Source organism: Lacinutrix undariae (genome assembly GCF_052934785.1).
The window spans coordinates 140,401-162,104 of record NZ_CM128809.1 but is presented as its reverse complement, the minus strand read 5'-3'; the positions used below and the strand labels follow the sequence as shown (position 1 = coordinate 162,104).

The window sequence follows — 21,704 nt, the reverse complement described above, 5'->3', positions numbered from 1 at the left end:
TGTTTTAAAAACAACCGACCTTTGTTTTTTATATAAAAGTTAACATAAGATTTATTATCTTTACTAATAAGATAAAGCTTATGAACCTAAAACTACTCTTAATTTCATTTTTATTGATGTCTACATTAGTAGTAGGACAAACCCCTACAAAAAAGACAAGTTTTTCAATATCTCCAAACCCTGCAACTACCAAATTAAACGTGCATTTACCTGCAAGTTATAAACAAGCTGAGGTTATTGTTTATGATGTGTTAGGAAAACAAGTTTATAAAACTGATTTAACAACATTACGTTCAAGTATTAACGTTTCTAAATGGAATAGTGGTGTGTATTTAGTAAAAATTACTTCAGGTGAAGTTTCACAAACCAAGCGTTTTGTAAAACAGTAAGTTGTTATTCTCCATCAGGTAATTCAATTCTTATTTTATAGTTTTTAAGATCATCCAAATAATTGTCAAGTTCAAAAGAAGCACTGTCAAACTCTTGCTGACGATGTAGTTTAGTTTCTTTACGTTTTAGTGCTCTTAAAAAACGTTTAACCTCCATTTTGTCATTCAAAATTAATCCAGGAACCGCTACAGATTTTCCATGATCATCTTTAGCAACCATTGTAAAATAAGACGAGTTACAATGTTTTATTTCTCCTGTTCTTATATCTTCAGATTCTACTCTAATCCCTACAACCATTGATGTTTTACCAACAAAATTCACTGAAGCCTTCATGGTTACTAATTCTCCAATTTCAATAGGATTTAAAAAATCAACAGTATCAACAGAAGCTGTAACACAATATGTTTTGGAATGTTTTGATGCGCAAGCAAACGCAATTTGATCCATGAGGTTTAAAATATATCCTCCATGAATTTTACCTCCAAAATTAGAATGCGAAGGTTGCATGAGTTCAGATATACTTATCCTCGAGTCATCTACAGGTTTATAATTAGACATACTATTTTAGTTTTTAGGGGTGTTAAGTTCTACTTTTGTGACATAATATTTAGTATCACCCATCCAAAATAATGTTTTATATCTTTCAAAATAAGTTAGTTTTACCATTTGGCCTTGATAATTTGTTAAAGCTTCAATAACTTCTTTATCTTTTTCTTCTACCGAAAATTTAAAAATTTGAGCTTCACTAACACCTTGGCTAATTTCACCTTCCCAAGTTTTAAAAAGATACCCTTTACTTGTAAATTTTACTAATTCTCCGGCGCGTACACCTTCACTATAAGAGGCGTAATATATAAAAGCAAAGTAACCAGCAGATACAAGAAGTAGTGCTATAATTGTTTTAATTAAAAATTTCATTTAATGTTTTTTATGGATTAATCTTCATTATTAGCACGTTTAATAATCGCTTCAGGTAGTGCTTTTTTTGCCTTGGCGCCTAATTTTTTAATTTTTTCAACACTAGTAATCAGGTTTCCTTTTCCTTCTACGAGTTTATTCATTGCTGCTGAATAGTCTTTTTTTGCATCATCAATACGTTTGCCAACGCCAGTTAAATCTTTTACTAAACCTTCAAATTTATCATAAAGTGCACCAGCTTGTCTAGCAATTTCAATAGCATTTTGTTGTTGTTTTTCATTATTCCACATGCTATCAACCGTTCTTAATGTGGCTAAAAGTGTAGATGGTGTTACAATTACAATATTCTTTTCAAAGGCTTTATTATAAAGTGAATTATCGGCATTTATAGCAACTGCAAAAGCAGGTTCAATAGGAATAAATAATAATACAAAATCCGGACTTTCTATATCGTATAAATCTTCGTATTTCTTTTCAGAAAGCTGATCTACATGTCGTCTTATTGAATTTATATGTGCTTTTAAATATACTTCTCGTTCATCATCTTCCGCATTCACGTAACGTTCATAATCGGTTAAAGATACTTTACTATCAATAATCATTTTTTTATGATCTGGTAAATGTAATACGATATCAGGTAACACTCGAGATCCATCTTCTCTTGTGAAATTTTGCTGTACAAAATACTCTCTGTCTTTTTCTAATCCCGATTTTTCAAGCACACGTTCTAAGACCAATTCGCCCCAATTTCCTTGCATTTTACTATCACCTTTTAAAGCTCTAGTAAGGTTGGTTGCTTCTTTTGTCATTTGTTGATTTAAATCTTTAAGACCTAAAAGTTGCTCTTTTAAAGCCGAATGCATACTAATACTTTCCTTTTGGGTGTCATCAACTTTCTTTTCAAATAATTGAATTTTTTCTTGTAAAGGATTTAAAATTTGAGTGATATTTTCTTTATTCTGAAGGGTGAATTTCTCAGATTTCTCGTCTAATATTTTAGTTGCCATCAGCTCAAAATCTTTACGCAGTTGTTCTTGCTGAATTATAAGTTCTTTATCACGTTTTTGAGATTGTTCTTGTAGGTTTTCAAATTCTGCATTCTGACGCGCCAATTCAAAACTTAAATCATCTTTTTCGGTTCTTATGGCTTCACGTTCGGTTTCAATTTTAAGAATGGTTTGTTTTAAATCTTGAAATTGTTGATTAAAATTAGCTTGTTGTTTTTCTAATTCTGAATTTGAAGCCTGTTTTAAATCAATAAGTTGTTGCTGTAAATTAGAGTTACGTTCCTCTAAAGTGCTTTTTTCTCCTTTATTTTTTAGTTTAGAAATGAGCATGCCCAAATATCCGCCAATTACTGCAGATACGATAATAGCCAATAAAAGAATGATGGTGTTGTTCATGTAAGAAATTGAATTTTATCAAATATAATTAATTTGTTATTGTGAATGTAATTTGTGTTTCAATTAGAAGAATAAAACGTTAAAAGGGTTATTTATTCACCTTAAATCGTCCTGAAGTCTTATCAAATGAAATTAAATCTTTTGGAAAAAGGGTTTCAAAAACACCTTGCTCAATAAGTTGACATGGTGAACCCGATTGTACTTTATTTGGTGTCATTACAATCATTTTGTCACATAATTGAATGGCTAAATCTATTTCGTGAGATGAAAATAAAATAGTTTTCCCGGTCTCTTTAGCTAATTTTTGTAACAGTTTTAAAATGTATGCTTTGTGATACATATCTAAGTGGGAGGTAGGCTCATCTAAAATGATTAAACTGGTATCTTGAGCCAAAGCGCGCGCAATCATTACTTTTTGAAGTTGTCCGTCGCTAAGTTCAAAACATTTTTTGTGTTTTAAATCTTCAATATTAGTTTGAGATAAAGCCTTTTCAACAATTGTAATATCGTTTTCCGATAAATTTCCTACCCAATTTGTATACGGTTGACGTCCCAAGGCAATCAATTCAAACACCGATAAGTTTTTAGATAGCACAGGTTCAGTAAGTACTAAACTTAAAACTTTAGCCAGATCAATAGCTTGGTAATTAGTAATGTTTTTATCGTTTATAGCTACAGTTCCAGCAATAGGATCTTGTACTTTACTGAGAGTTCTTAATAAGGTTGATTTTCCAATACCGTTTCCTCCAACAAGACCAATAAGTTGTCCTTTTTCTAAAGAAATATTAACCTGATCTGCGATAATAATCTGCTTTTTCTTAGAGGTATAACCAATACTTAGGTTTTCAGTTTTAAGAACAATATGTGTTGAGTTATCTCCCATTAAAACATCATTTTACGTTTTCTAACGAGTAACCAAATTACAACGGGAGCTCCAATTAAAGAGGTAATCGCATTAATAGGTAAGGTGTAATCGCTTGTTGGTAGTTGCGCAATGCTATCACAAATAAGCATTACAATAGCACCAAATAAAAATACGGCAGGTAATAATATTTTATGATCTGATGTTGGAAATATTTGACGTGTTATATGCGGAATTGCCAAACCTATAAAGGCAATTGGGCCTGTAAATGCTGTAATTGTTCCGGCTAATAAACTAGTGGCTATGATAATTATAAGTCGGTTTTGTTTGATATTTAAACCTAAACTTTTAGCATAATTTTCACCCAATAATAATGAGTTTAAAGCTTTAATAGATAAGATACTTAAAAGAAAACCAACAGCATAAATGATAAAGAAAATAAGGAGTTCATACCATGATAAGTTTCCTAAACTTCCAAATCCCCAAAAGATGTATTGTTGTAATTTTTCAGCAGAACTAAAATAAGACAATACACTCACAACTGCCGATGTGATACTCCCAAACATTAACCCAATAATTAAAATTGCCATGGTATCTTTTACTTTAGATGAGACAGTTAATACAGCTAAAAGCACTAAAAAACTACCTAAACTAGCAGCAATTACAATACTCCATTTTGAAACCAGTAAACCTGTAAAAGCGGTACCTAAAAAACTAGCTCCTAATATAATGATGGCTACACCTAAACTCGCTCCCGAACTAATACCAAGTACAAACGGACCAGCAAGTGGGTTTCTAAAAAGGGTTTGCATTAATAAACCAGAAATACCTAAGCCTGAACCTACCAAAATTGCCGTAAATGCTTTTGGTAAGCGGTAGTTTATAATAATGTACTGCCAAGATTCATTATCGATATTGCTAAACAGGCTTTTAAAAATCTGGGTAATAGGAATAGACACCGACCCCAAACTAATGTTTGCGAAAAAACAGAGGATTAATACTAAAATTAATACCAAGTATGAACGTTTGTATGTGTTGGTGTTATGCAATTATTTTAATTTTTGAAAAAAATGAGGTTCGTAATCTTTTAATAATTCTGGATGGCAAATTTTAATTAAATCTTTTAACACTAAATCGGGTCTTGCGGTTCCTAATTCGTAATAAGTAACGCCGCCTGTTTTTCCGGTATTATTAACAAACGTATAGATGTTATTATTTTTAAAAGCGTCAAATTGTGTGTAATGTGTATTTGCTTTTTCTAAAGCTTCTAACGAATTGTAATAAGAAGGACTCAACCAAATTTCAGCCGATTTTCCTTTAGTATAGACAGCTTCAAAACTTAAAGCAATACTTCCGCTTGCGGTAGTTTCAGACCATAAATAATTTACATTGGCATCTTTTAATAATTGCGCTTCTGGGCTTGTACCATTTGGTAAATACCACACATCTTTATACATGGCACCACTTAAAATACTTGGTTTGCTTTTTACTGTTTTTGCAATGATTTTTGCTTCTAGATAATCTTTTTCAATAGTCTTAAAAATGGAATCTGCTTCTTTTTCTTTATTGTAAAGAACGCCAAAAAACTTAATCCATTCGGCTTTTGCTAAAGGTGATTTTTCTACCCAATCTCCATTATATATCACAGGAATATTAGATTTTTTAATCGTTTCGAAAGATTTATTGTTACCATCAATTCCAAAACCAACCACAAGATTAGGGTGTAATTCTAATAAAACTTCGGTATTAATCCCTTCGTTTTTACCTAGTTCTCTAATGCTCTTATTATCAATTAAAGTTCTTGTTTTTTCAGACGATACATAATCTGTTCCGGGGAAACCTACTAAAGTGTTTTCTACACCTAAAAGCTCTAAGGCAGGAATGTGAGTGGTAGAGGTAACCACAATTTTTTGGATAGGGATAGTAATAATACCATCAAATTCATCTTTATTTAAAGTGATTTTTGACGCTACATTTTTATGAACTAATGCGTATTTATAATCCTCTTCAGCATTTGGCCATGGATTTTTTATTGTTAATATTTTAAAATTCTCAGTAGAGGTAATTGTAAAACCTGTAGCATGAGTAAGTGTAGCAGTGCTAATATCTTGTTTGGCTATTGGATTTTGTACGGAGTTATTTTTACAAGCAATAAAACTTATTAAAATAAAAAGGGATAGTAAATGTTTCACAATGATAGGTTTTAAAATTCAAAAGTAATATTATTTAACCTTTAACTCATTATAGTAAACAAAATGTTTATTTTTGCAGCGAATTTTGGTTCTCGTTAACGCGAGATTAAAAGGGAATCTGGTGAGATTATAATAATTAATTCCAGAACTGTTCCCGCAACTGTAAGCTATAAAGCTTCGTGTACCACTTCTATAGTCACTGGAGATTTCTGGGAAGACCAACACGAAGACGCAAGTCAGGAGACCTGCCTCAATTTGTAATCCATATTACTTTCGGGAGAAAAGTGTTTGAATTATGAGAGATAAACTATTTTTATTTTTAGGAATTGCTTTGTGCTATATGTCACATGCGCAGACACGTCTAGATTCTATTCAAAAATTAGATGAAGTGATACTGAGTGATGTAAAACTGAAGCAAAATGCAGCAGGTTTTAAAGTTATGGTTTTAAACGATTCTGTATTAAAGAAAAATAACAGCTCTTTTACAGATTTGTTACGTTACAATTCTACCATTTATTTTAAAGAGAATGGTTACGGCATGGTGTCTTCGCCTTCTTTTAGAGGAACAAACGCCTCACAAACGGCTGTAATTTGGAACGGAATTTCAATTAACTCACAACTTACTGGTCAAACAGATTTTAATACCATAAATACCACAAATTTTAATAGTGTAAGTATAAGATCGGGTGGAGGATCTGTACAATACGGTAGCGGTGCCATTGGCGGAAGTATTCATTTAAATAATACGCTAAACTTCAATACACATTTTAAAAACGAAGTGCGCATTTCTTACGGAAGTTACACTACTAAAAACCTGAGTTATCTGTCTTCCTTCGGAAAAAATAAATTCTCAGGAACTTTTGGTGTTAATTATGTAGATTCGGATAACGATTATAAATATTTAGGGACTGATAAAAAGAACCAAAATGGCGCTTATAACAATTTGAGTTTTAATGCGAATTTAGGCTATATTTTATCTGATAAAGATGTAATTAAATTGTATCATCAAAATTTTATTGGAGAACGCGAATTTTCTGGAACAGCATCATCACCATCTTTAGCGAAATATGAAGATGATAATTTTAGAACCATGTTAGAATGGTCTAGACATGGAAATAATGTGACTTCAAAATTAAAAGCAGCCCATTTACAAGAGCAATTTAAATACTTTGGTAATAAAAACACTGATAATTATACCTTCGGAAAAGTAAATACTTTCTTAGTTAATTATACAGCGGATATTGCATTAGCTAAAGATTTTAAGCTAAAACCAATTGTAGAGTATACTTATTATGATGGTAGCGGAAGTAGTTTTGGATCGCCCAACCGAAAAGCATTATCTACCACAGCATTATTACAATATCAACCTAATACAACTTGGCAATATGGCGTTAATTTAAGACAAGATTTTACTTCAGGTTTTGAGAGTCCGTTATTATTTTCTTTTGATGTGGCTTATGCGGTTTCAAAAAAATATACACTTAAATTAAATGGATCTAAAAATTATAGAGTACCAACATTTAATGATTTGTATTGGCAACCAGGAGGGAATTTAGATTTGGTTCCTGAAACCTCATATCAGTTAGATTTAGGACATGAATTTAGTTTTAAAGATGCTAAACTTTCGTTGAATACGTATTATATAAAAACCAAGGATCTTATTCAATGGAAACCGGGAACCTCTGGGTTTTGGACACCTCAAAACATTGCAGAAACTCAAAATTATGGAGCTGAAGCAAGTTTAGAAGTTTTTAAAACGTTTAAAGAACATCAGTTTTCGTTACAATTTAATTACGCTTATACGGTTTCTGAAGATTTAGAAACCAATAAGCAGCTTATATATGTACCGTATCATAAGGTGAACGCTAATTTGGCCTATAACTACAAACGCTTGTCTGTATTTTTTCAGCATTTATATAATGGCGAAGTTTTTACCACGCAAGAAAATAAAACGGGCCCATTTTATAGCATAGATCCGTATCAAGTTACAAATACCGGGATTGGGTATCAATTATTAAAAACCAATTCTCAAACTATAGATTTAAATGTAAAGGTGAATAACCTTTTTAATACCGTATACGAGAACGTGGCATTCAGACCCATGCCAGATCGTAATTTTAATATTCAAATACACTATAAATTTTAAAAATTAATTACAATGAAAAAAGTTATTTTATCAGTTTTATCTCTATCATTATTTTTCGCATCTTGTTCAAATGATGACGATAATAATGGACCATCAGAGCCATTAGGAGCTTATGAAGATGGAATTATAGTAAGTGGAGAAAGTTCTCCAGCAGGAACTGTGTCTTTTATTTCAGAAGATTTAGCTACAGTTGAAAATCAAGTTTATTTTAACGTAAATAATGAGTCTTTAGGAATGTTCTTACAGTCTATGGCTTTTGAAGATGGTTTAGCTTACATTGTTACAGATAACTCAAATACAATTACAGTTGTTAACCGTTACACTTTTGAAAAACAAGCAACAATTACTACAGGATTATCTACACCAAGATATATGACTATTGAAGATGGTAAAGGATATGTAACTAACTGGGGAGATCCAGCTGATGCTACAGATGATTTTATTGCTGTTGTAGATTTAACGACAAATACGGTAACATCTACAATTCTTGTTGGTGAAGGACCAGAACAAATTATTGAAGAGGATGATGTATTATATGTGTCTCATAAAGGTGGTTACGGTTCAAATAATATTATTTCTGTAATTAATACGAATACAAATACCTTAACAACAACGATTACAGTTAATGATAATCCAGATGAAATGGTGTTTAACGATAATAATGAATTGGTTGTGTTATCTAGCGGGAAAGCAGCTTGGACAGGTGCAGAAACTTTAGGAGCGATTACAAAAATTAACCCAAATACAAATGCGGTTATTAGTACTATGGAATTTGCTATGGGATCACACCCTGAATTAATGGCATATAGCGATGGAAGTTTGTACTATAATGTAGGAAATACAATTTATAGTATTTCGGATAATGCTACAGCTTTAGCTACAACTGAAGATTTTAGTGTTGCTGCAGCTTACCTTTACGGAATGTCTGCAGATGATGGATTTATCTATTTAACAGATGCTACAGATTTTGGAAGTGCTGGAAAATTACTTATTTATAATGATGCAACATCTACATTAGTAAGTACTTTGGATGTTGCTGCTGCAGCTTCAAAAATTTATTTCAACTAATAATTTTATTTGCATTTTTGGATGTGATATATTTTATTCTGAAAGCAAAAAAGCCACTCATATGAGTGGCTTTTTTTATAGTATTAAATTATATTAATCTCTAGAAAACTGAGGAGCAGTTTCTAGATCAATATACATATTATCATCAAACGCTTTACGGTTTACTTTAGTTTGTATAGGCGCAACAGCTTCCTGTGTGGTTGTAGTTGCAATTCTACCATTGTTACCTTGAATATCTGCAATAGCAGTTGCTAAAAGAGGCTCATCAACATTACCTAAAACGCCAAAGTTTAAAGCACTTTCGTTTTTCTCAAAACCAGTGGTTGGCACTAATCCTGTTGCTGGCACTTGTCCGTCATTTACATTTACAGAAATAGCTACAAGCGGTTGCATCGCGTAAGTGTGACTAGGGTTGATATCTTCCGAAGAAAAATCAGGAGAATCATAAATAGTAATTGATGCTTGTGATTTTCCGGTAGTTGTACTTCCTATTTGTACCACATCAATATATTCTTTTAAACTATTTATAATCATCTCACTAGCAGAAGCTGTACGACCTGTAGTTAGTACATAAATTTTATTAAGATTTACACTGTTTATAGTGTTTCCGCTAAAGCTAGTTGTAAAATTATAGTTGGTATTATTGTCTTGTAAATTATCATTGTATTGTAATTTAGAAAATATTTCGCCAGTAAAATTGCCTGTAATCATACTTCCTAATAACGCTGCTGTGTTTACAGAACCTCCTGGGTTGTATCTTAAATCTAATACTAAATGTTGAATGTTGCTTGCGGCAAACTCGGAGAAAGCATCATTTAATTGTGTGTTAAAATCGGCAGTAAATCCATTATACATTAAGTATCCTAAATTTTCGCCACCAAGATCAATCACTTCAGTTAAGTGTACAGGGTTTTCTGTATAAGCTGTTTTTGTTAAACTGATAGACGTTCCATTTTCAGTAACCGCATCATCATTAGTATCGTCTGCGGTACCATTATCATTATAATTAGCAAAATTTAAAGTGTAAGTATCTTGATTTAATAATTCAGTGACATTACTTTCTGTTAATGTAACATCATCAACGGCAGTAAATATTTGTCCGCGTTGTAAACCTAAATCATCAGCAACACTATTATTTAAAACAAGTCTGATAATTCCGTATATTTCAGTAGTACTTCCAGGAACGTAATAAAAATTATATTCTAATCCGTTACTTTCACTCACACCACTTAACTGTTGTTGTAAGGCAATATAATCGTCGGTAATCCAACTAAAACGATCTACAGTTGCTCTTTCATGAATAAGGTTTTCAAATAAAGCCTCGGGTGTATCATAGCTGTATATATAATTTAAATAATCTGAAGTATTTGAAAAACGATCATCTGCTAAGTCTGGTTTTTCAGCTTTATACAGGTAAACAGCGTTCATTCCTTTCCAAACAAAATCATTAACATCGGTATCTGCAATGGTATTATCATCTCTATCTTCAAAACAACTTGTAGATAAACCACTTGCTATAGCTGCTATAAATAGCATTTTTAAAATTTTCATAGGCTTCTTTTTCTTTTCTTAGCTAATAGTATATTGTACTATTAAACATTAAATTTACTTACAATATTGCAAATTAAAAATTTATTGTAACAAAATTACAAGTGCCTCGTCGTATTAATAGAGGCAACATAAAAAGTGCTTTAACCAACCAATAAAAAATGACATCAACTGATTTTACAAAATTAGTATTACCTTTTAAAGATAAAGTCTTTAGGTTGGCAAAGCGTCTTTTAGTTTCTAAAGAAGAAGCCGAAGATGCTACGCAGGAAATTTTATTGAAATTATGGAATAATAAAGTGAACATTGCCAAGTACAAAAATGTTGAAGCATTTTCAATGACTATGACAAAGAATTTTTGTTTAGATCGTTTAAAATCAAAACAAGCACAGAATTTAAAAATTGTACATAGCAACTATCAAGATCATAATGTATCGTTACAAAAAGATATAGAAAATAAAGATAGTGTAGATTGGGTAGCTAAAATTATTGACGGTTTACCCGAACAACAAAAAATAATATTACAGCTTAGAGATATAGAAGAATATGATTTTGATGAAATTGCAAAAGTAGTAGATATGAATCCTACAGCAATTAGAGTTGCACTATCAAGAGCTAGAAAAACAATACGAGAACAATTAACTAATACACATAAATATGGTATTAAATAATATAGAAACATTACTAGAAAAATATGATAATGGCGAAACAAGCCTAAAGGAAGAGCAGCAACTAAAAACCTATTTCGCTCAAGAAAACGTTGCGCCCCATTTAGAATCTTACAAAGTCATGTTTCAGCATTTTAATAGTGAAAAACAAGAACAGTTTACCAAAAACGTGCCATTACAATCTAAGAAAGTAAAATTAACTAGATGGCTTTCGGTTGCAGCAGTAGCGGTTCTTATGGTTTCAATTTATACGCAAGTTGACACCAAAAAAGGGTTAGATAGTTTATCAAAAGACGAATTGTTAGCTTATAACCAAACTATAAAAGCTTTAAACCTTGTATCGACCAAACTGAATGAAGGCTCAAAAGGATTAAACACTTTAGCCTTAGCTACCGAAAATTTCGAAAAAGGCGCCAAACACATTTACTATGTAGATGAGTTTACAAAAACAACAAACAAAATTTTAAAATAATAACAAGAAAAACTCAACAATCATGAAAAAAACAACTCTAATACTCGCACTTGCTTTAATGCCAATACTAAGTTTTGGACAAAGCATTTTTGATAAATTTGAAGACGAACAAGCAGTAACTTCAATTGTATTGAATCAAAAAATGTTTAGCATGTTATCTAAAATAAACATTGATTTAGATGATCCAGAAGCACAACAATACTTAGAAACGGTAAAGAAAATTACAGGATTAAAAGTGTTTACTACTGGAGATGATAAAATTTCAGAAGAAATGAATTCAGCAGTAAATTCATATTTAAAAACATCAACTTTAGAAGAGTTAATGCGAATTAAAGATGGCGGACAAACTGTAAAATTCTATGTAAAAGAAGGAAGCGATGAAAACCATGTAAAAGAACTTTTAATGTTTATTAATGGTTTAAAAGAATTAACTGCAGATCAAGATATTACTATCAACGGAAAGAAAAGAGAAGTTGAAACGGTACTATTATCTTTAACAGGAGATATTGATTTACGCCAAATTTCAAAAATTACTAACTCAATGAATATTCCAGGTGGTGAACACTTAGAAAAAGCAAGCAAGAAAAACTAAGCACTATGAAATCATCAATCAAAACAATCATGATGTTAGCGATTTTGATTACAACTCTAGTAAGTTGTAATCAAGATCCAACATTGCAAACTTATTATGTAGATAATGAGTTACAGTCAGGTTTTACCTCTTTAGATGTGCCAACAAGTTTTTTGAAAATTGACGAAAGCACCCTAACCGAAACACAATTGGAAGCCTACAATTCTGTAGATAAATTAAATATGTTGGCTTTTGTAATTTCAGAAGAAAACAAAGCAACTTTTACTACTGAATTGGCCAAACTACAAACCATATTAAAAGATAGTAAGTACCAAGAGTTAATTAGAGGAGGAAATGCCGAAGATGGCAGATTTGCAATAAGCTTTATAGGAGAAGAAGACGATATAGATGAACTTATATTGTTTGGCTATTCTAAGGATAAAGGTTTTGCTACCGTACGCGTATTAGGTGATCATATGAGCGTTAATAAACTTATGACTTTATCTTCAGTCCTTGATAAAGCAAACTTAAACGAAGACGATTTTAAGCAGTTTTCGGAAATTTTTAAATAACTGAATCTTATTTAAAATGTTAATAGAAAAACCCTTGAAGTAATTTACTTCAAGGGTTTTTTGTTTTTTATATCCTTAACTATGATCCATATTAAATAAGCTAAAAAGCACAAAACACTTGTGATAAGTAGTATTTTAATAATCATGTAATTTAAGAATCCAAATGCGCCAGCAAAGAAAAAGACAACACATACCGCACAGGTATAGATTAATCCTATATAATCTTTATTTGGCATAATTGTAATATTTATATTCCTGTATAATTACTTGGCGTAATTGCTTTTAATTCTGCTTTAATAGTATCAGACACCTCTAAGGTATTAATAAAATCTGAAATAGAGGCTTGTGTAATTTTAGTATTCGTTCTAGTTAAACCTTTTAAAGCTTCATAAGGGTTAGGATACGCTTCTCTACGTAATATAGTTTGAATAGCTTCGGCTACAACAGCCCAATTATTTTCAAGGTCTTCAGCAAATTTGCTTTCGTTTAATAATAATTTATCTAAACCTTTTAAAGTTGATTTAAATCCAATTAATGTATGTCCAAAAGGTACGCCAACATTACGTAAAACAGTACTATCTGTTAAATCACGTTGTAAACGAGAAATAGGAAGTTTTGCAGATAAATGCTCAAAAATAGCATTAGCAATTCCTAAGTTCCCTTCAGAATTTTCAAAATCAATAGGGTTTACTTTATGCGGCATTGCGCTACTACCAACTTCACCAGCCTTAATTTTTTGTTTAAAATAATCCATTGATACATACGTCCAGATATCTCTGTCTAAATCAATAAGAATAGTATTAATACGTTTTAAAGTATCAAAAAGAGCAGCTAGATGATCGTAATGCTCAATTTGTGTGGTTGGAAAAGAATGGTGTAAGCCTAATTTTCCTTTTACAAACTCACCTCCAAAAGCTCTCCAATCAATAGATGGGTAAGCCACTTTGTGTGCGTTGAAATTTCCTGTTGCTCCACCAAATTTTGCAGCACTAGGAATATCATTTAATAAATTAAATTGCGCTTCCAAACGTACAACAAATACTTCAATTTCTTTTCCTAAACGTGTAGGAGAAGCTGGTTGTCCGTGAGTTCTAGCCAACATTGGAATATCTGCCCAATCTTTTGCTAATTCTTTTAAGCGGTTTACTACCGAAAAATATTCAGGAACATAAGCCTCATTCATCGCATCCTTAATACTTAAAGGAATTGCTGTATTGTTAATATCTTGAGACGTTAATCCAAAATGTATAAACTCTTTATATTTCTGAAGGTTTAAAGCATCAAATTTTTCTTTTATAAAATATTCAACGGCTTTAACGTCATGATTCGTAACGCTTTCAATATCTTTAATTTTAAGTGCATCTTCCGAAGAAAAGTTCTTGTAAATTCCTCTTAATTCTTCAAATAAATCAGTGTTAAAATCAGCAAGTTGAGGTAACGGAATTTCGCACAAAGCGATAAAATATTCAATTTCAACTTGTACTCTGTATTTAATTAACGCTTCTTCAGAGAAAAAAGGCGCTAAACTATTTACTTTATTTCTGTAGCGACCATCAATAGGTGAGATGGCGTTTAATGGTGATAATTGCATGTGTTGTGTTGTTTTTTTAGAAGTAGCGAAGATAATCTTTTTAGGCATAACACTGTAGGTGTAACTTTAAACTTTTGTTATGAATTCTTTTTTATTTCTTTTAAAACATGGCGAGCTCTAGCTTTAAAAGCAGCGCTTTGTGATGAGGAATCGCGTTCTAAAATCATAACTAATTCTGGGTGTACCCAATCATGATGTTTACCAAAAAGAGATAACGTAATCATTGCATAAGCTTTTGGAGCTACTTTTTGGTCGCTAATCATATAATCAAAACAAAGTTCTATGATTAAGGTTTGATGCAACGGTTGTAAAGCGGTCTTAATAGCGTTATCCGCTTTACTGTAATATGCTTTCGCTAAATATTCGCACACTTTTGCAACCGGTCTTACTGCCGAATCTAAATGAACTTTATGCATATGTTTAGTAAAATAATCTAAATGCGGAATGGCAGCCTCTAGGTTTTCACCACATAAAAACTCAAAAACCCAAGCAGCTCTACATGATATTTTATCATCAACCATAAATACAATATCTAATAAAGGTTTTGTTAACTCCGGATTATCTAGAAGTAAATTAGCGTAATATAAACGTTTTTCTCGCGAATGATTTACATAACTTAATTCATCATATAAGGCTTTTACAGTCACTTGTTTTTTGCTTTTGAAACTTAAAAGTAAGCAAATTTTCAATGTTGAAAAAATAGCGTATTAATTTAAGTAACTTTGCAAACGTAAAAACTAAATGCTCACCAATGACTCATGTTTTAATTATAGGTATTGTATGGCCAGAACCAAAAAGTTCGGCAGCAGGAAGCCGAATGATGCAACTTATAAACCTGTTTTTAGCACAAGATTATAAGGTGACTTTTGCAACGGCTACAGCCAAAAGTGATAACGCATTTGATCTTGAAAGTATTGGAGTTGCTGAGGTTGCGATTGCATTAAATTCGGAACGTTTTGATGCTTTTGCTTCAGAATTAAATCCAAATATTGTGGTTTTTGATCGTTTTATGATTGAAGAACAATTTGGATGGCGCATCGCTGAATATTGCCCAAATGCCTTACGAATTTTAGATACCGAAGATTTGCACGCATTAAGGCGCGGACGACAACAAGCGTTTAAAGATCAGGTAGAATTTGATGATAGTTATTTATTTAATGATACCGCAAAACGTGAAATAGCAAGTATTTACAGATGTGATTTAAGTTTAATTATTTCTGAAGTTGAAATGGATTTGCTTAAAACTAAATTTAAAGTCGATGAAAGTCTGTTACATTATTTACCGTTTATGCAACAACCTATTGATGAGGTTACGGTTTCAGAATTTCCTGATTTTGAAGCGCGAGCACATTTTGTAACTATCGGAAATTTTTTCCACGAACCTAATTATAATATGGTCTTGTATTTAAAAAATATCATCTGGCCATTAATAAAAGCCGAATTACCAAAAGCTGAATTACATATTTATGGTGCGTATGCAACTCAGAAAGTGACACAATTACATAATAAAAAAGAGCGTTTTATAATAAAAGGTTTTGCTGAAAGTGTAGATGAGGTTATGAAAAATGCACGTGTTTGTGTGGCGCCAATTCGTTTTGGAGCAGGATTAAAAGGTAAATTATTTGATGCCATGAAAAACGGAATTCCATATGTAACAACTGCAGTAGGCGCAGAGGGAATTGCCGGAGCAGAAAGCTATAATGATCCACAAGAGTTTGCCAACCAAGCTATTTTACTTTATAAAGAACATTTACTTTGGAAAAATGAACAAGAAAAAGGTGTTTCGGTTATAAATGAAGGATTTGATATTACCATATTAGCTCCTTTATTTTTAGAAAGAATAGCGACGCTTAAAAAGAATTTGAACGCTCACCGAATGGCTAATTTTACAGGGCAGATATTACAACATCATTCACTTCAAAGCACAAAATATATGAGTAAGTGGATTGAAGTGAAGAATAAATTGTAAGTTAAAATTGAGGCTTAATCAATTAATATTTCTAAAATTTTAATAGCTGCATCGCTAATTTTGGTTCCAGGACCAAAAACAGCAACAGCACCAGCATCAAATAGATATTGATAATCTTGTTTTGGAATTACACCTCCAACAATTACCATAATATCATCTCTACCACGCGCTTTTAAAGCTTCAATAACTTGAGGTACTAAAGTTTTATGACCAGCAGCTAAAGACGAGACACCTAAAATATGTACATCATTTTCTACAGCTTGTTTTGCAGCTTCTTCTGGGGTTTGAAATAACGGACCAATATCTACATCAAAACCAACATCGGCATAACCTGTAGCGACTACTTTTGCACCACGATCATGACCATCTTGTCCCATTTTTGCTATCATAATACGAGGTCTTCTCCCGTCTTGTTCTGCAAATGCATCGGCAAGTTCTTTTGCTTTCTGAAAACTTTTATCGTCTTTTATTTCTTTACTATACACGCCTGAAAATGATTTTATCTGTGCTTTATAACGTCCGAAAGACACTTCTAAAGCATCACTAATTTCTCCTAAAGTTGCACGCTCACGAGCAGCAATTACAGCTAAAGCTAATAAATTTTCTTCACCCGATTTTGCTGCGGCTGTTAAATTAGATAAAGCGGTGTTTACGGCTTCAGTATTTCTGCTTGCTTTAATTGAGTTTAAGCGTTCTATTTGTGATTTTCTTACCGTTTGATTGTCAACTTCCAAAGTGGTAATTGGATCTTCTTCTTTTAATCGATATTGATTTACACCAACAATAATATCTTGGTTAGAGTCTATTCTGGCTTGTTTTCTAGCTGCCGCTTCTTCAATTCTAATTTTAGGAATACCAGATTCTATAGCTTTGGTCATTCCGCCAAGTTCTTCAACTTCTTCAATTAATGACCAAGCTTTTTGAGCGATATCATGTGTTAATTTTTCAACATAAAAACTTCCAGCCCAAGGATCTACAGTTTTTGTAATTTGAGTTTCTTCTTGTAAATATATTTGTGTATTTCTTGCTATTCTTGCCGAGAAATCTGTTGGTAAAGCAATCGCTTCATCTAATGCGTTAGTGTGTAAACTTTGTGTACCACCAAAAGCAGCAGCAGAAGCTTCAATACAAGTTCGTGCTACATTATTAAAAGGATCTTGCTCGGTTAAACTCCAACCTGAAGTTTGACAATGTGTTCGTAAAGCAAGTGATTTTTCGTTTTTAGGGTTGAATTGTTTTACCATTTTTGCCCACAACATTCTTGCGGCGCGCATTTTGGCAATTTCCATAAAATGGTTCATTCCAATGGCCCAGAAAAAAGATAATCTTGGTGCAAAAGTGTCAATATCCATTCCTGCGGCAAGTCCTTTTCTAATATATTCTAAACCGTCGGCTAGGGTGTAAGCTAATTCAATATCGCCTGTGGCACCAGCTTCTTGCATGTGATATCCAGAAATACTAATACTATTGAATTTTGGCATGTTTTTGCTCGTGTATTCAAAAATATCAGAAATAATTTTCATTGAAGGCGTAGGTGGGTAGATGTAAGTATTACGCACCATAAACTCTTTTAAAATATCATTTTGAATTGTTCCAGCTAAAGTATCTTTGCTAACGCCTTGTTCTTCTGCAGCAACAATATAAAAGGCCATAATTGGTAACACAGCGCCATTCATGGTCATAGAAACCGACATTTTATCTAAAGGAATTTGATCGAAAAGAATTTTCATGTCCTCAACACTATCAATAGCAACTCCAGCTTTTCCTACATCACCAACTACACGATCGTGATCTGAATCATAACCTCTATGCGTTGGTAAATCAAAAGCAACAGAAAGTCCTTTTTGTCCTGCCGCTAGATTACGTCTGTAAAAGGCATTACTTTCTTCAGCTGTTGAAAATCCTGCGTATTGACGTACTGTCCAAGGACGTCTAACATACATTGTACTGTATGGTCCACGAAGGTTTGGTGCAATACCTGCAACAAAATTAAGATGTTCTAGATTTTTAAGATCGGCTTTGGTGTAGGTTGATTTTACTGTAATATCTTCTGCAGTTAAAAATGTAGTTTCAGAATTTGAAGCTATATGTTCAGTGTCAGGTTTTAAGGTTATATGTTGTATGTTTTTTCTTGTCATTACAATATTTTTTTTTGAAGATAAGAATCAATATTTTTTAATATTAATGTTTCACAGGACTTAAATAAATGTCGAATAATTTTCCGTAGTATAAATCTAAAGCTATGAAAAGACCTAAATATTTATCTTGAGATGCTAAAATAGTATTGCGTCTTAATTCTTCGTCATACATTCTAAAACTTAAACTGTTTGTATGTGCTAAAGCTTTAAAAGTGATTGTGAATTCACTTGGTTTTATGTTTTCAATAATACAAGCTATGATAGGGTTTTGATAATTTAAGGTGTTTGTTTTGTTTTTTAAACTCCAAAGTTTATCATCTTGTTTTAGGATTTCAAAAATAGCTTTTGAGTGTGGTGAAACTATACTTGAGTAATCAATACTTCCATTTCTAATAGCACTTAAAAACTTAGTATATGCTCTGTTTGGACTTTTGTTTTCTGGATCATAAAAATTAATAAGATCGTTTTCAAAAGATAATACAGCTTCGTTAAGTAATTGTGTGTTTGGAGTTGATTTACATTCTGAGATAACATTTTCAGAAGCGTAAATGTACTCCAAATCTGATGCTTTAGGTTTATTTTTGCAATTTAGCATTAAAAAACCTGTAGCGAGTGTGATTAGAAATAGTTTTGCTGCCATAACCTTAAGATATTTCTTCGGTTTTAAGACGTTCTTGCTCTAATGTTTCGGCAAGGCGTTTTTCAATAACAGGAACAATAAGTGTTTTTACTGGATTGGTTTTTACAAATGGGTATAACTCTAACTCGTTACTCATTTTATCATTAGGGTTTGGGTGTTTGTTGGTTCCTAATAATGTAATTTCGTTACAGTCAAATTGTTCTTGCTCTCTAGTGGCGCTTTCTTTTATTTTACGTTGAATTGTGCCTTCTTTCAGCTGACTTAAAAAGCCATTATTTTTTTCGATATCCTTAAAAAGTGCTAATGCTTTTTCTGCTAATTGTGTTGTTAAGCTTTCAATATAATAAGCACCATCAGAAGGGTTATTTACCTTATCAAAATAACTTTCTTTCTTTAGAATTAATAATTGATTTCGGCTAATACGCTCGCTAAATTCGTTGTTTTTGTGATAAATAGCATCATAAGCTAAATTGCAAATGGTGTTAGCGCCACCAAGCACAGCACTCATACACTCAGTAGTGGTACGAAGCATATTGGTGTTATAGTCGTATAGTGTTTTGTTACGTTTTGTAGGTGTTACAAATATTTGGCAATCTTGTGTGATATTATATTCGTTAGCAAGTGTTTTCCATAGTAAGCGTAATGCTCTAAGTTTTGCAATTTCAAAGAAGTAATTGGTACCAACTGCTACGTTAAAAGTAACATTAAGTGTGCTTTTAGGCGTTTGTAATTGGTTTAAATATTCGTTGGTATGTGCTAATGCATATGCAAGTTGTTGTACAATTGTTGCGCCTGCATTTTGATATAGATTAAGATTAATACTTAATGAGTTTGTATGATTTACAATAGCTATAAATTGAGAGAAATCGTCATTTAAATTTGTAAACCAATTTCCTGTTTTAGCGAGGTTTCCAATTACATCTGTGTGAATAGTAGCCTTCAGGTTAGCGGTAGTTTTAGTTATTGTTTCTACATAATTTGCGTCTAAAAACTGTAAGTGAAAATGAATAACTGTTCCTATTTCAATATCTGTAATTAATGAAGGTATTGAAATATCTTTTGAAGGAATGATAAACCTGATACTCTCAGCGCCTCTTGCAATAGCATCTAAAGCTTTTTTATTTGAAAGATTAACATCTGCAACAAATATGGTTTGACAAATATTCCATTTTGTAGCTTTACAACTAGAGGTTTTAAAGGCCTCATCAAAGTTATTAGCATGATAAAAAGGTTTTACATCAATGCCTTCATTTGTCTTCCAAATGAGAGTTTTGTTGTAATCTGCACCTTTTAAATCGGCTTGTATTTTTTGTTTCCACTCTTTTGCAGAAGTTTCAGCAAAATTGTTAAATAAAAGTTTACTCATTATCTTTTTGTTTTACTATGCTATCTTCATATTCAATGATATAAATCTCTTCATTATCCTTTTTCATGTAATATTTTTCTCTAGCTAACTTTTCTATTCCGTCTTCTGTACTTAGGGTTTTTATTGCTTTTTTATCCTTTTCTATTTCGTTTTTGTAATATTCTTTTTCGTTATTTAAATCGTTAATTTCACTGTTTAATTCGTGATGAATTAACCAGGAATTAGCATCAAAAAAGAGCATCCATATTGTAAAACTAATAATGGCTAATACAAATATGTTTTTAAAAGGTTTTATATGTTTTTTCTTGAGTTTCAATTATACTAAACGTTGATTAATAATTGTTTTAACAATATCAACAGCTACGGTGTTGTACTTGTTGTTTGGTATAATAATATCAGCGTATTCTTTCATAGGTTCTATAAATTGCTGATGCATTGGTTTAAGCGTGTTTTGATAGCGCGATAAAACTTCGTCAATATCTCTACCACGCTCTGTAATATCTCGTTTTAGTCGTCTAATAAGACGTTCATCGCTATCGGCATGAACAAAGATTTTGATATCAAACATATCTCTTAATTCTGGATTTGTAAGAATTAAAATACCTTCTACAATCATTACTTTTCTAGGATGTGTTTTAATCGTATCACCTGTTCTGTTATGCTTAACAAAAGAATATACAGGTTGTTCAACAGCATGTCCTTTCTTTAAATCCTTAAGGTGCTCTTCTAATAATTCAAAATCAATAGAGCGCGGATGGTCAAAATTTATTTTTATACGTTCTTCGTAACTTAAGTGAGTTGTATCTTTATAATACGAATCTTGAGAAATAATTCCAACTTCACCTTCTGGAAGTTGAGATAGAATTTGATTCACCACTGTAGTTTTTCCACAACCTGTTCCACCTGCAATACCTATAATTAACATATGTTTTGTTTATAATTTTACAGCAAATTTAACTATTTACAGCAAAAATTAAGGATGATTTATCGAACTTATTATTACACGACTATTTTAATGTCATTAGTGTAGGGAAAGAGCGCTTTAAAAACGTTATATTTCCACTTTAAAAATGATGTTATCAATATAGTGTTTTTTTTAGAATATGCATACACTCTTAAGTAAATTTAAAAGGATTTTAGAGGCTTTCAATCAGTGTTTTTTAATAGCTATTTAAACACTTTTAATAATT

Annotated in this window: 22 protein-coding genes and 1 riboswitch; of the genes, 8 read left to right on the top strand and 14 right to left on the bottom strand. The window is 31.8% G+C overall.

All coding sequences use genetic code 11. From position 1 onward, the window contains the following. Positions 1-80: 80 nt before the first annotated feature. Positions 81-389: a T9SS type A sorting domain-containing protein gene (locus ACU4C5_RS00795; RefSeq protein WP_446845148.1), complete on the top strand. Its 309-nt coding sequence runs from the start codon at positions 81-83 to the stop codon at positions 387-389. Positions 390-393: 4 nt separating this feature from the next. Here the strand turns inward: ACU4C5_RS00795 and ACU4C5_RS00790 are convergent, their stop codons facing one another. From ACU4C5_RS00790 to ACU4C5_RS00765, 6 genes are all read right to left on the bottom strand, one after another. Further along, a complete protein-coding gene (locus tag ACU4C5_RS00790) occupies positions 394-948 on the bottom strand; it encodes an acyl-CoA thioesterase (RefSeq protein WP_446845147.1) in 555 nt (184 codons plus the stop codon). Between the two features lie 6 nt (positions 949-954). Continuing rightward, a complete protein-coding gene (locus ACU4C5_RS00785; RefSeq protein ID WP_446845146.1) occupies positions 955-1,308 on the bottom strand; it encodes a DUF8785 domain-containing protein in 354 nt (117 codons plus the stop codon). Between the two features lie 17 nt (positions 1,309-1,325). Beyond that, positions 1,326-2,711: a DNA recombination protein RmuC gene (locus ACU4C5_RS00780; protein WP_446845145.1), complete on the bottom strand. Its 1,386-nt coding sequence runs from the start codon at positions 2,709-2,711 to the stop codon at positions 1,326-1,328. Positions 2,712-2,799: 88 nt separating this feature from the next. After that, positions 2,800-3,594: an ABC transporter ATP-binding protein gene (locus tag ACU4C5_RS00775; RefSeq protein ID WP_446845144.1), complete on the bottom strand. Its 795-nt coding sequence runs from the start codon at positions 3,592-3,594 to the stop codon at positions 2,800-2,802. Further along, positions 3,594-4,622 carry a FecCD family ABC transporter permease gene (locus ACU4C5_RS00770; RefSeq protein ID WP_446845143.1) on the bottom strand — a complete coding sequence of 343 codons (1,029 nt, stop codon included), beginning with the start codon at positions 4,620-4,622 and terminating at the stop codon, positions 3,594-3,596. The genes ACU4C5_RS00775 and ACU4C5_RS00770 overlap by 1 nt, the downstream gene beginning before the upstream one ends. Further along, the gene (locus ACU4C5_RS00765; RefSeq protein ID WP_446845142.1) at positions 4,623-5,765 is read right to left on the bottom strand and encodes an ABC transporter substrate-binding protein; all 1,143 of its coding nucleotides are present in this window, start codon (positions 5,763-5,765) and stop codon (positions 4,623-4,625) included. 69 nt (positions 5,766-5,834) lie between these two features. Beyond that, a riboswitch (cobalamin riboswitch) is annotated at positions 5,835-6,032 on the top strand. Positions 6,033-6,060: 28 nt separating this feature from the next. On the opposite strand from ACU4C5_RS00765, the gene ACU4C5_RS00760 reads away from it, so the two are divergent. Together ACU4C5_RS00760 and ACU4C5_RS00755 are read left to right on the top strand one after the other, a co-directional pair. Further along, entirely contained in the window at positions 6,061-7,911 is a 1,851-nt protein-coding gene (locus ACU4C5_RS00760) for a TonB-dependent receptor plug domain-containing protein (RefSeq protein WP_446845141.1), read from the top strand. 12 nt (positions 7,912-7,923) lie between these two features. Further along, positions 7,924-8,979 (top strand): YncE family protein, encoded by a 1,056-nt coding sequence (locus ACU4C5_RS00755; RefSeq protein WP_446845139.1) that lies wholly within the window; start codon positions 7,924-7,926, stop codon positions 8,977-8,979. Positions 8,980-9,072: 93 nt separating this feature from the next. Here ACU4C5_RS00755 and ACU4C5_RS00750 read toward each other — a convergent pair whose 3' ends face one another. Then, the gene (locus tag ACU4C5_RS00750) at positions 9,073-10,530 is read right to left on the bottom strand and encodes a GFO_1087 family putative carboxy terminal peptidase (protein WP_446845138.1); all 1,458 of its coding nucleotides are present in this window, start codon (positions 10,528-10,530) and stop codon (positions 9,073-9,075) included. A 158-nt stretch (positions 10,531-10,688) separates the two neighbouring features. On the opposite strand from ACU4C5_RS00750, the gene ACU4C5_RS00745 reads away from it, so the two are divergent. Genes ACU4C5_RS00745 through ACU4C5_RS00730 form a run of 4 tightly spaced genes read left to right on the top strand, consistent with a single transcriptional unit; the run spans position 10,689 to position 12,810 of the window. After that, on the top strand, positions 10,689-11,198 hold the full coding sequence (locus ACU4C5_RS00745; RefSeq protein ID WP_446845137.1) for a GFO_1088 family ECF-type sigma factor: 510 nt from the start codon (positions 10,689-10,691) through the stop codon (positions 11,196-11,198). Continuing rightward, entirely contained in the window at positions 11,185-11,667 is a 483-nt protein-coding gene (locus ACU4C5_RS00740) for a PG0215 family putative anti-sigma factor (protein WP_446845136.1), read from the top strand. The genes ACU4C5_RS00745 and ACU4C5_RS00740 overlap by 14 nt, the downstream gene beginning before the upstream one ends. 22 nt (positions 11,668-11,689) lie before the next feature. Further along, positions 11,690-12,259, top strand: a complete 570-nt coding sequence (locus ACU4C5_RS00735) for a GFO_1090 family protein (protein ID WP_446845135.1) — start codon at positions 11,690-11,692, stop codon at positions 12,257-12,259. Between the two features lie 5 nt (positions 12,260-12,264). Then, positions 12,265-12,810: a GFO_1091 family lipoprotein gene (locus tag ACU4C5_RS00730; RefSeq protein WP_446845134.1), complete on the top strand. Its 546-nt coding sequence runs from the start codon at positions 12,265-12,267 to the stop codon at positions 12,808-12,810. A 247-nt stretch (positions 12,811-13,057) separates the two neighbouring features. Here the strand turns inward: ACU4C5_RS00730 and purB are convergent, their stop codons facing one another. Both purB and ACU4C5_RS00720 read right to left on the bottom strand, forming a co-directional pair. Further along, positions 13,058-14,401 (bottom strand): adenylosuccinate lyase, encoded by a 1,344-nt coding sequence (gene purB / locus ACU4C5_RS00725; RefSeq protein WP_446846414.1) that lies wholly within the window; start codon positions 14,399-14,401, stop codon positions 13,058-13,060. Between the two features lie 77 nt (positions 14,402-14,478). After that, entirely contained in the window at positions 14,479-15,090 is a 612-nt protein-coding gene (locus ACU4C5_RS00720; protein WP_446845133.1) for an adenylosuccinate lyase, read from the bottom strand. Positions 15,091-15,152: 62 nt separating this feature from the next. Here ACU4C5_RS00720 and ACU4C5_RS00715 point away from each other — a divergent pair, with 62 nt between their 5' ends. Continuing rightward, complete coding sequence (locus ACU4C5_RS00715) at positions 15,153-16,370, top strand: glycosyltransferase (protein ID WP_446845132.1); 1,218 nt, start codon at positions 15,153-15,155, stop codon at positions 16,368-16,370. A 14-nt stretch (positions 16,371-16,384) separates the two neighbouring features. Here the strand turns inward: ACU4C5_RS00715 and scpA are convergent, their stop codons facing one another. The 5 genes from scpA to udk are packed head-to-tail and all read right to left on the bottom strand — an operon-like array spanning position 16,385 to position 21,439. Beyond that, positions 16,385-18,508: a methylmalonyl-CoA mutase gene (gene scpA / locus ACU4C5_RS00710; RefSeq protein WP_446845131.1), complete on the bottom strand. Its 2,124-nt coding sequence runs from the start codon at positions 18,506-18,508 to the stop codon at positions 16,385-16,387. Positions 18,509-18,551: 43 nt separating this feature from the next. Further along, positions 18,552-19,148, bottom strand: coding sequence for a hypothetical protein (locus ACU4C5_RS00705; RefSeq protein WP_446845130.1), 597 nt, complete (start codon positions 19,146-19,148; stop codon positions 18,552-18,554). Positions 19,149-19,152: 4 nt separating this feature from the next. Continuing rightward, positions 19,153-20,514: a methylmalonyl-CoA mutase subunit beta gene (locus ACU4C5_RS00700; protein WP_446845129.1), complete on the bottom strand. Its 1,362-nt coding sequence runs from the start codon at positions 20,512-20,514 to the stop codon at positions 19,153-19,155. Beyond that, positions 20,507-20,830, bottom strand: a complete 324-nt coding sequence (locus ACU4C5_RS00695; protein WP_446845128.1) for an FtsB family cell division protein — start codon at positions 20,828-20,830, stop codon at positions 20,507-20,509. Before ACU4C5_RS00695 ends, ACU4C5_RS00700 begins: the two co-directional genes overlap by 8 nt. Beyond that, complete coding sequence (gene udk, locus ACU4C5_RS00690; protein WP_446845127.1) at positions 20,831-21,439, bottom strand: uridine kinase; 609 nt, start codon at positions 21,437-21,439, stop codon at positions 20,831-20,833. Positions 21,440-21,704: the final 265 nt, after the last annotated feature.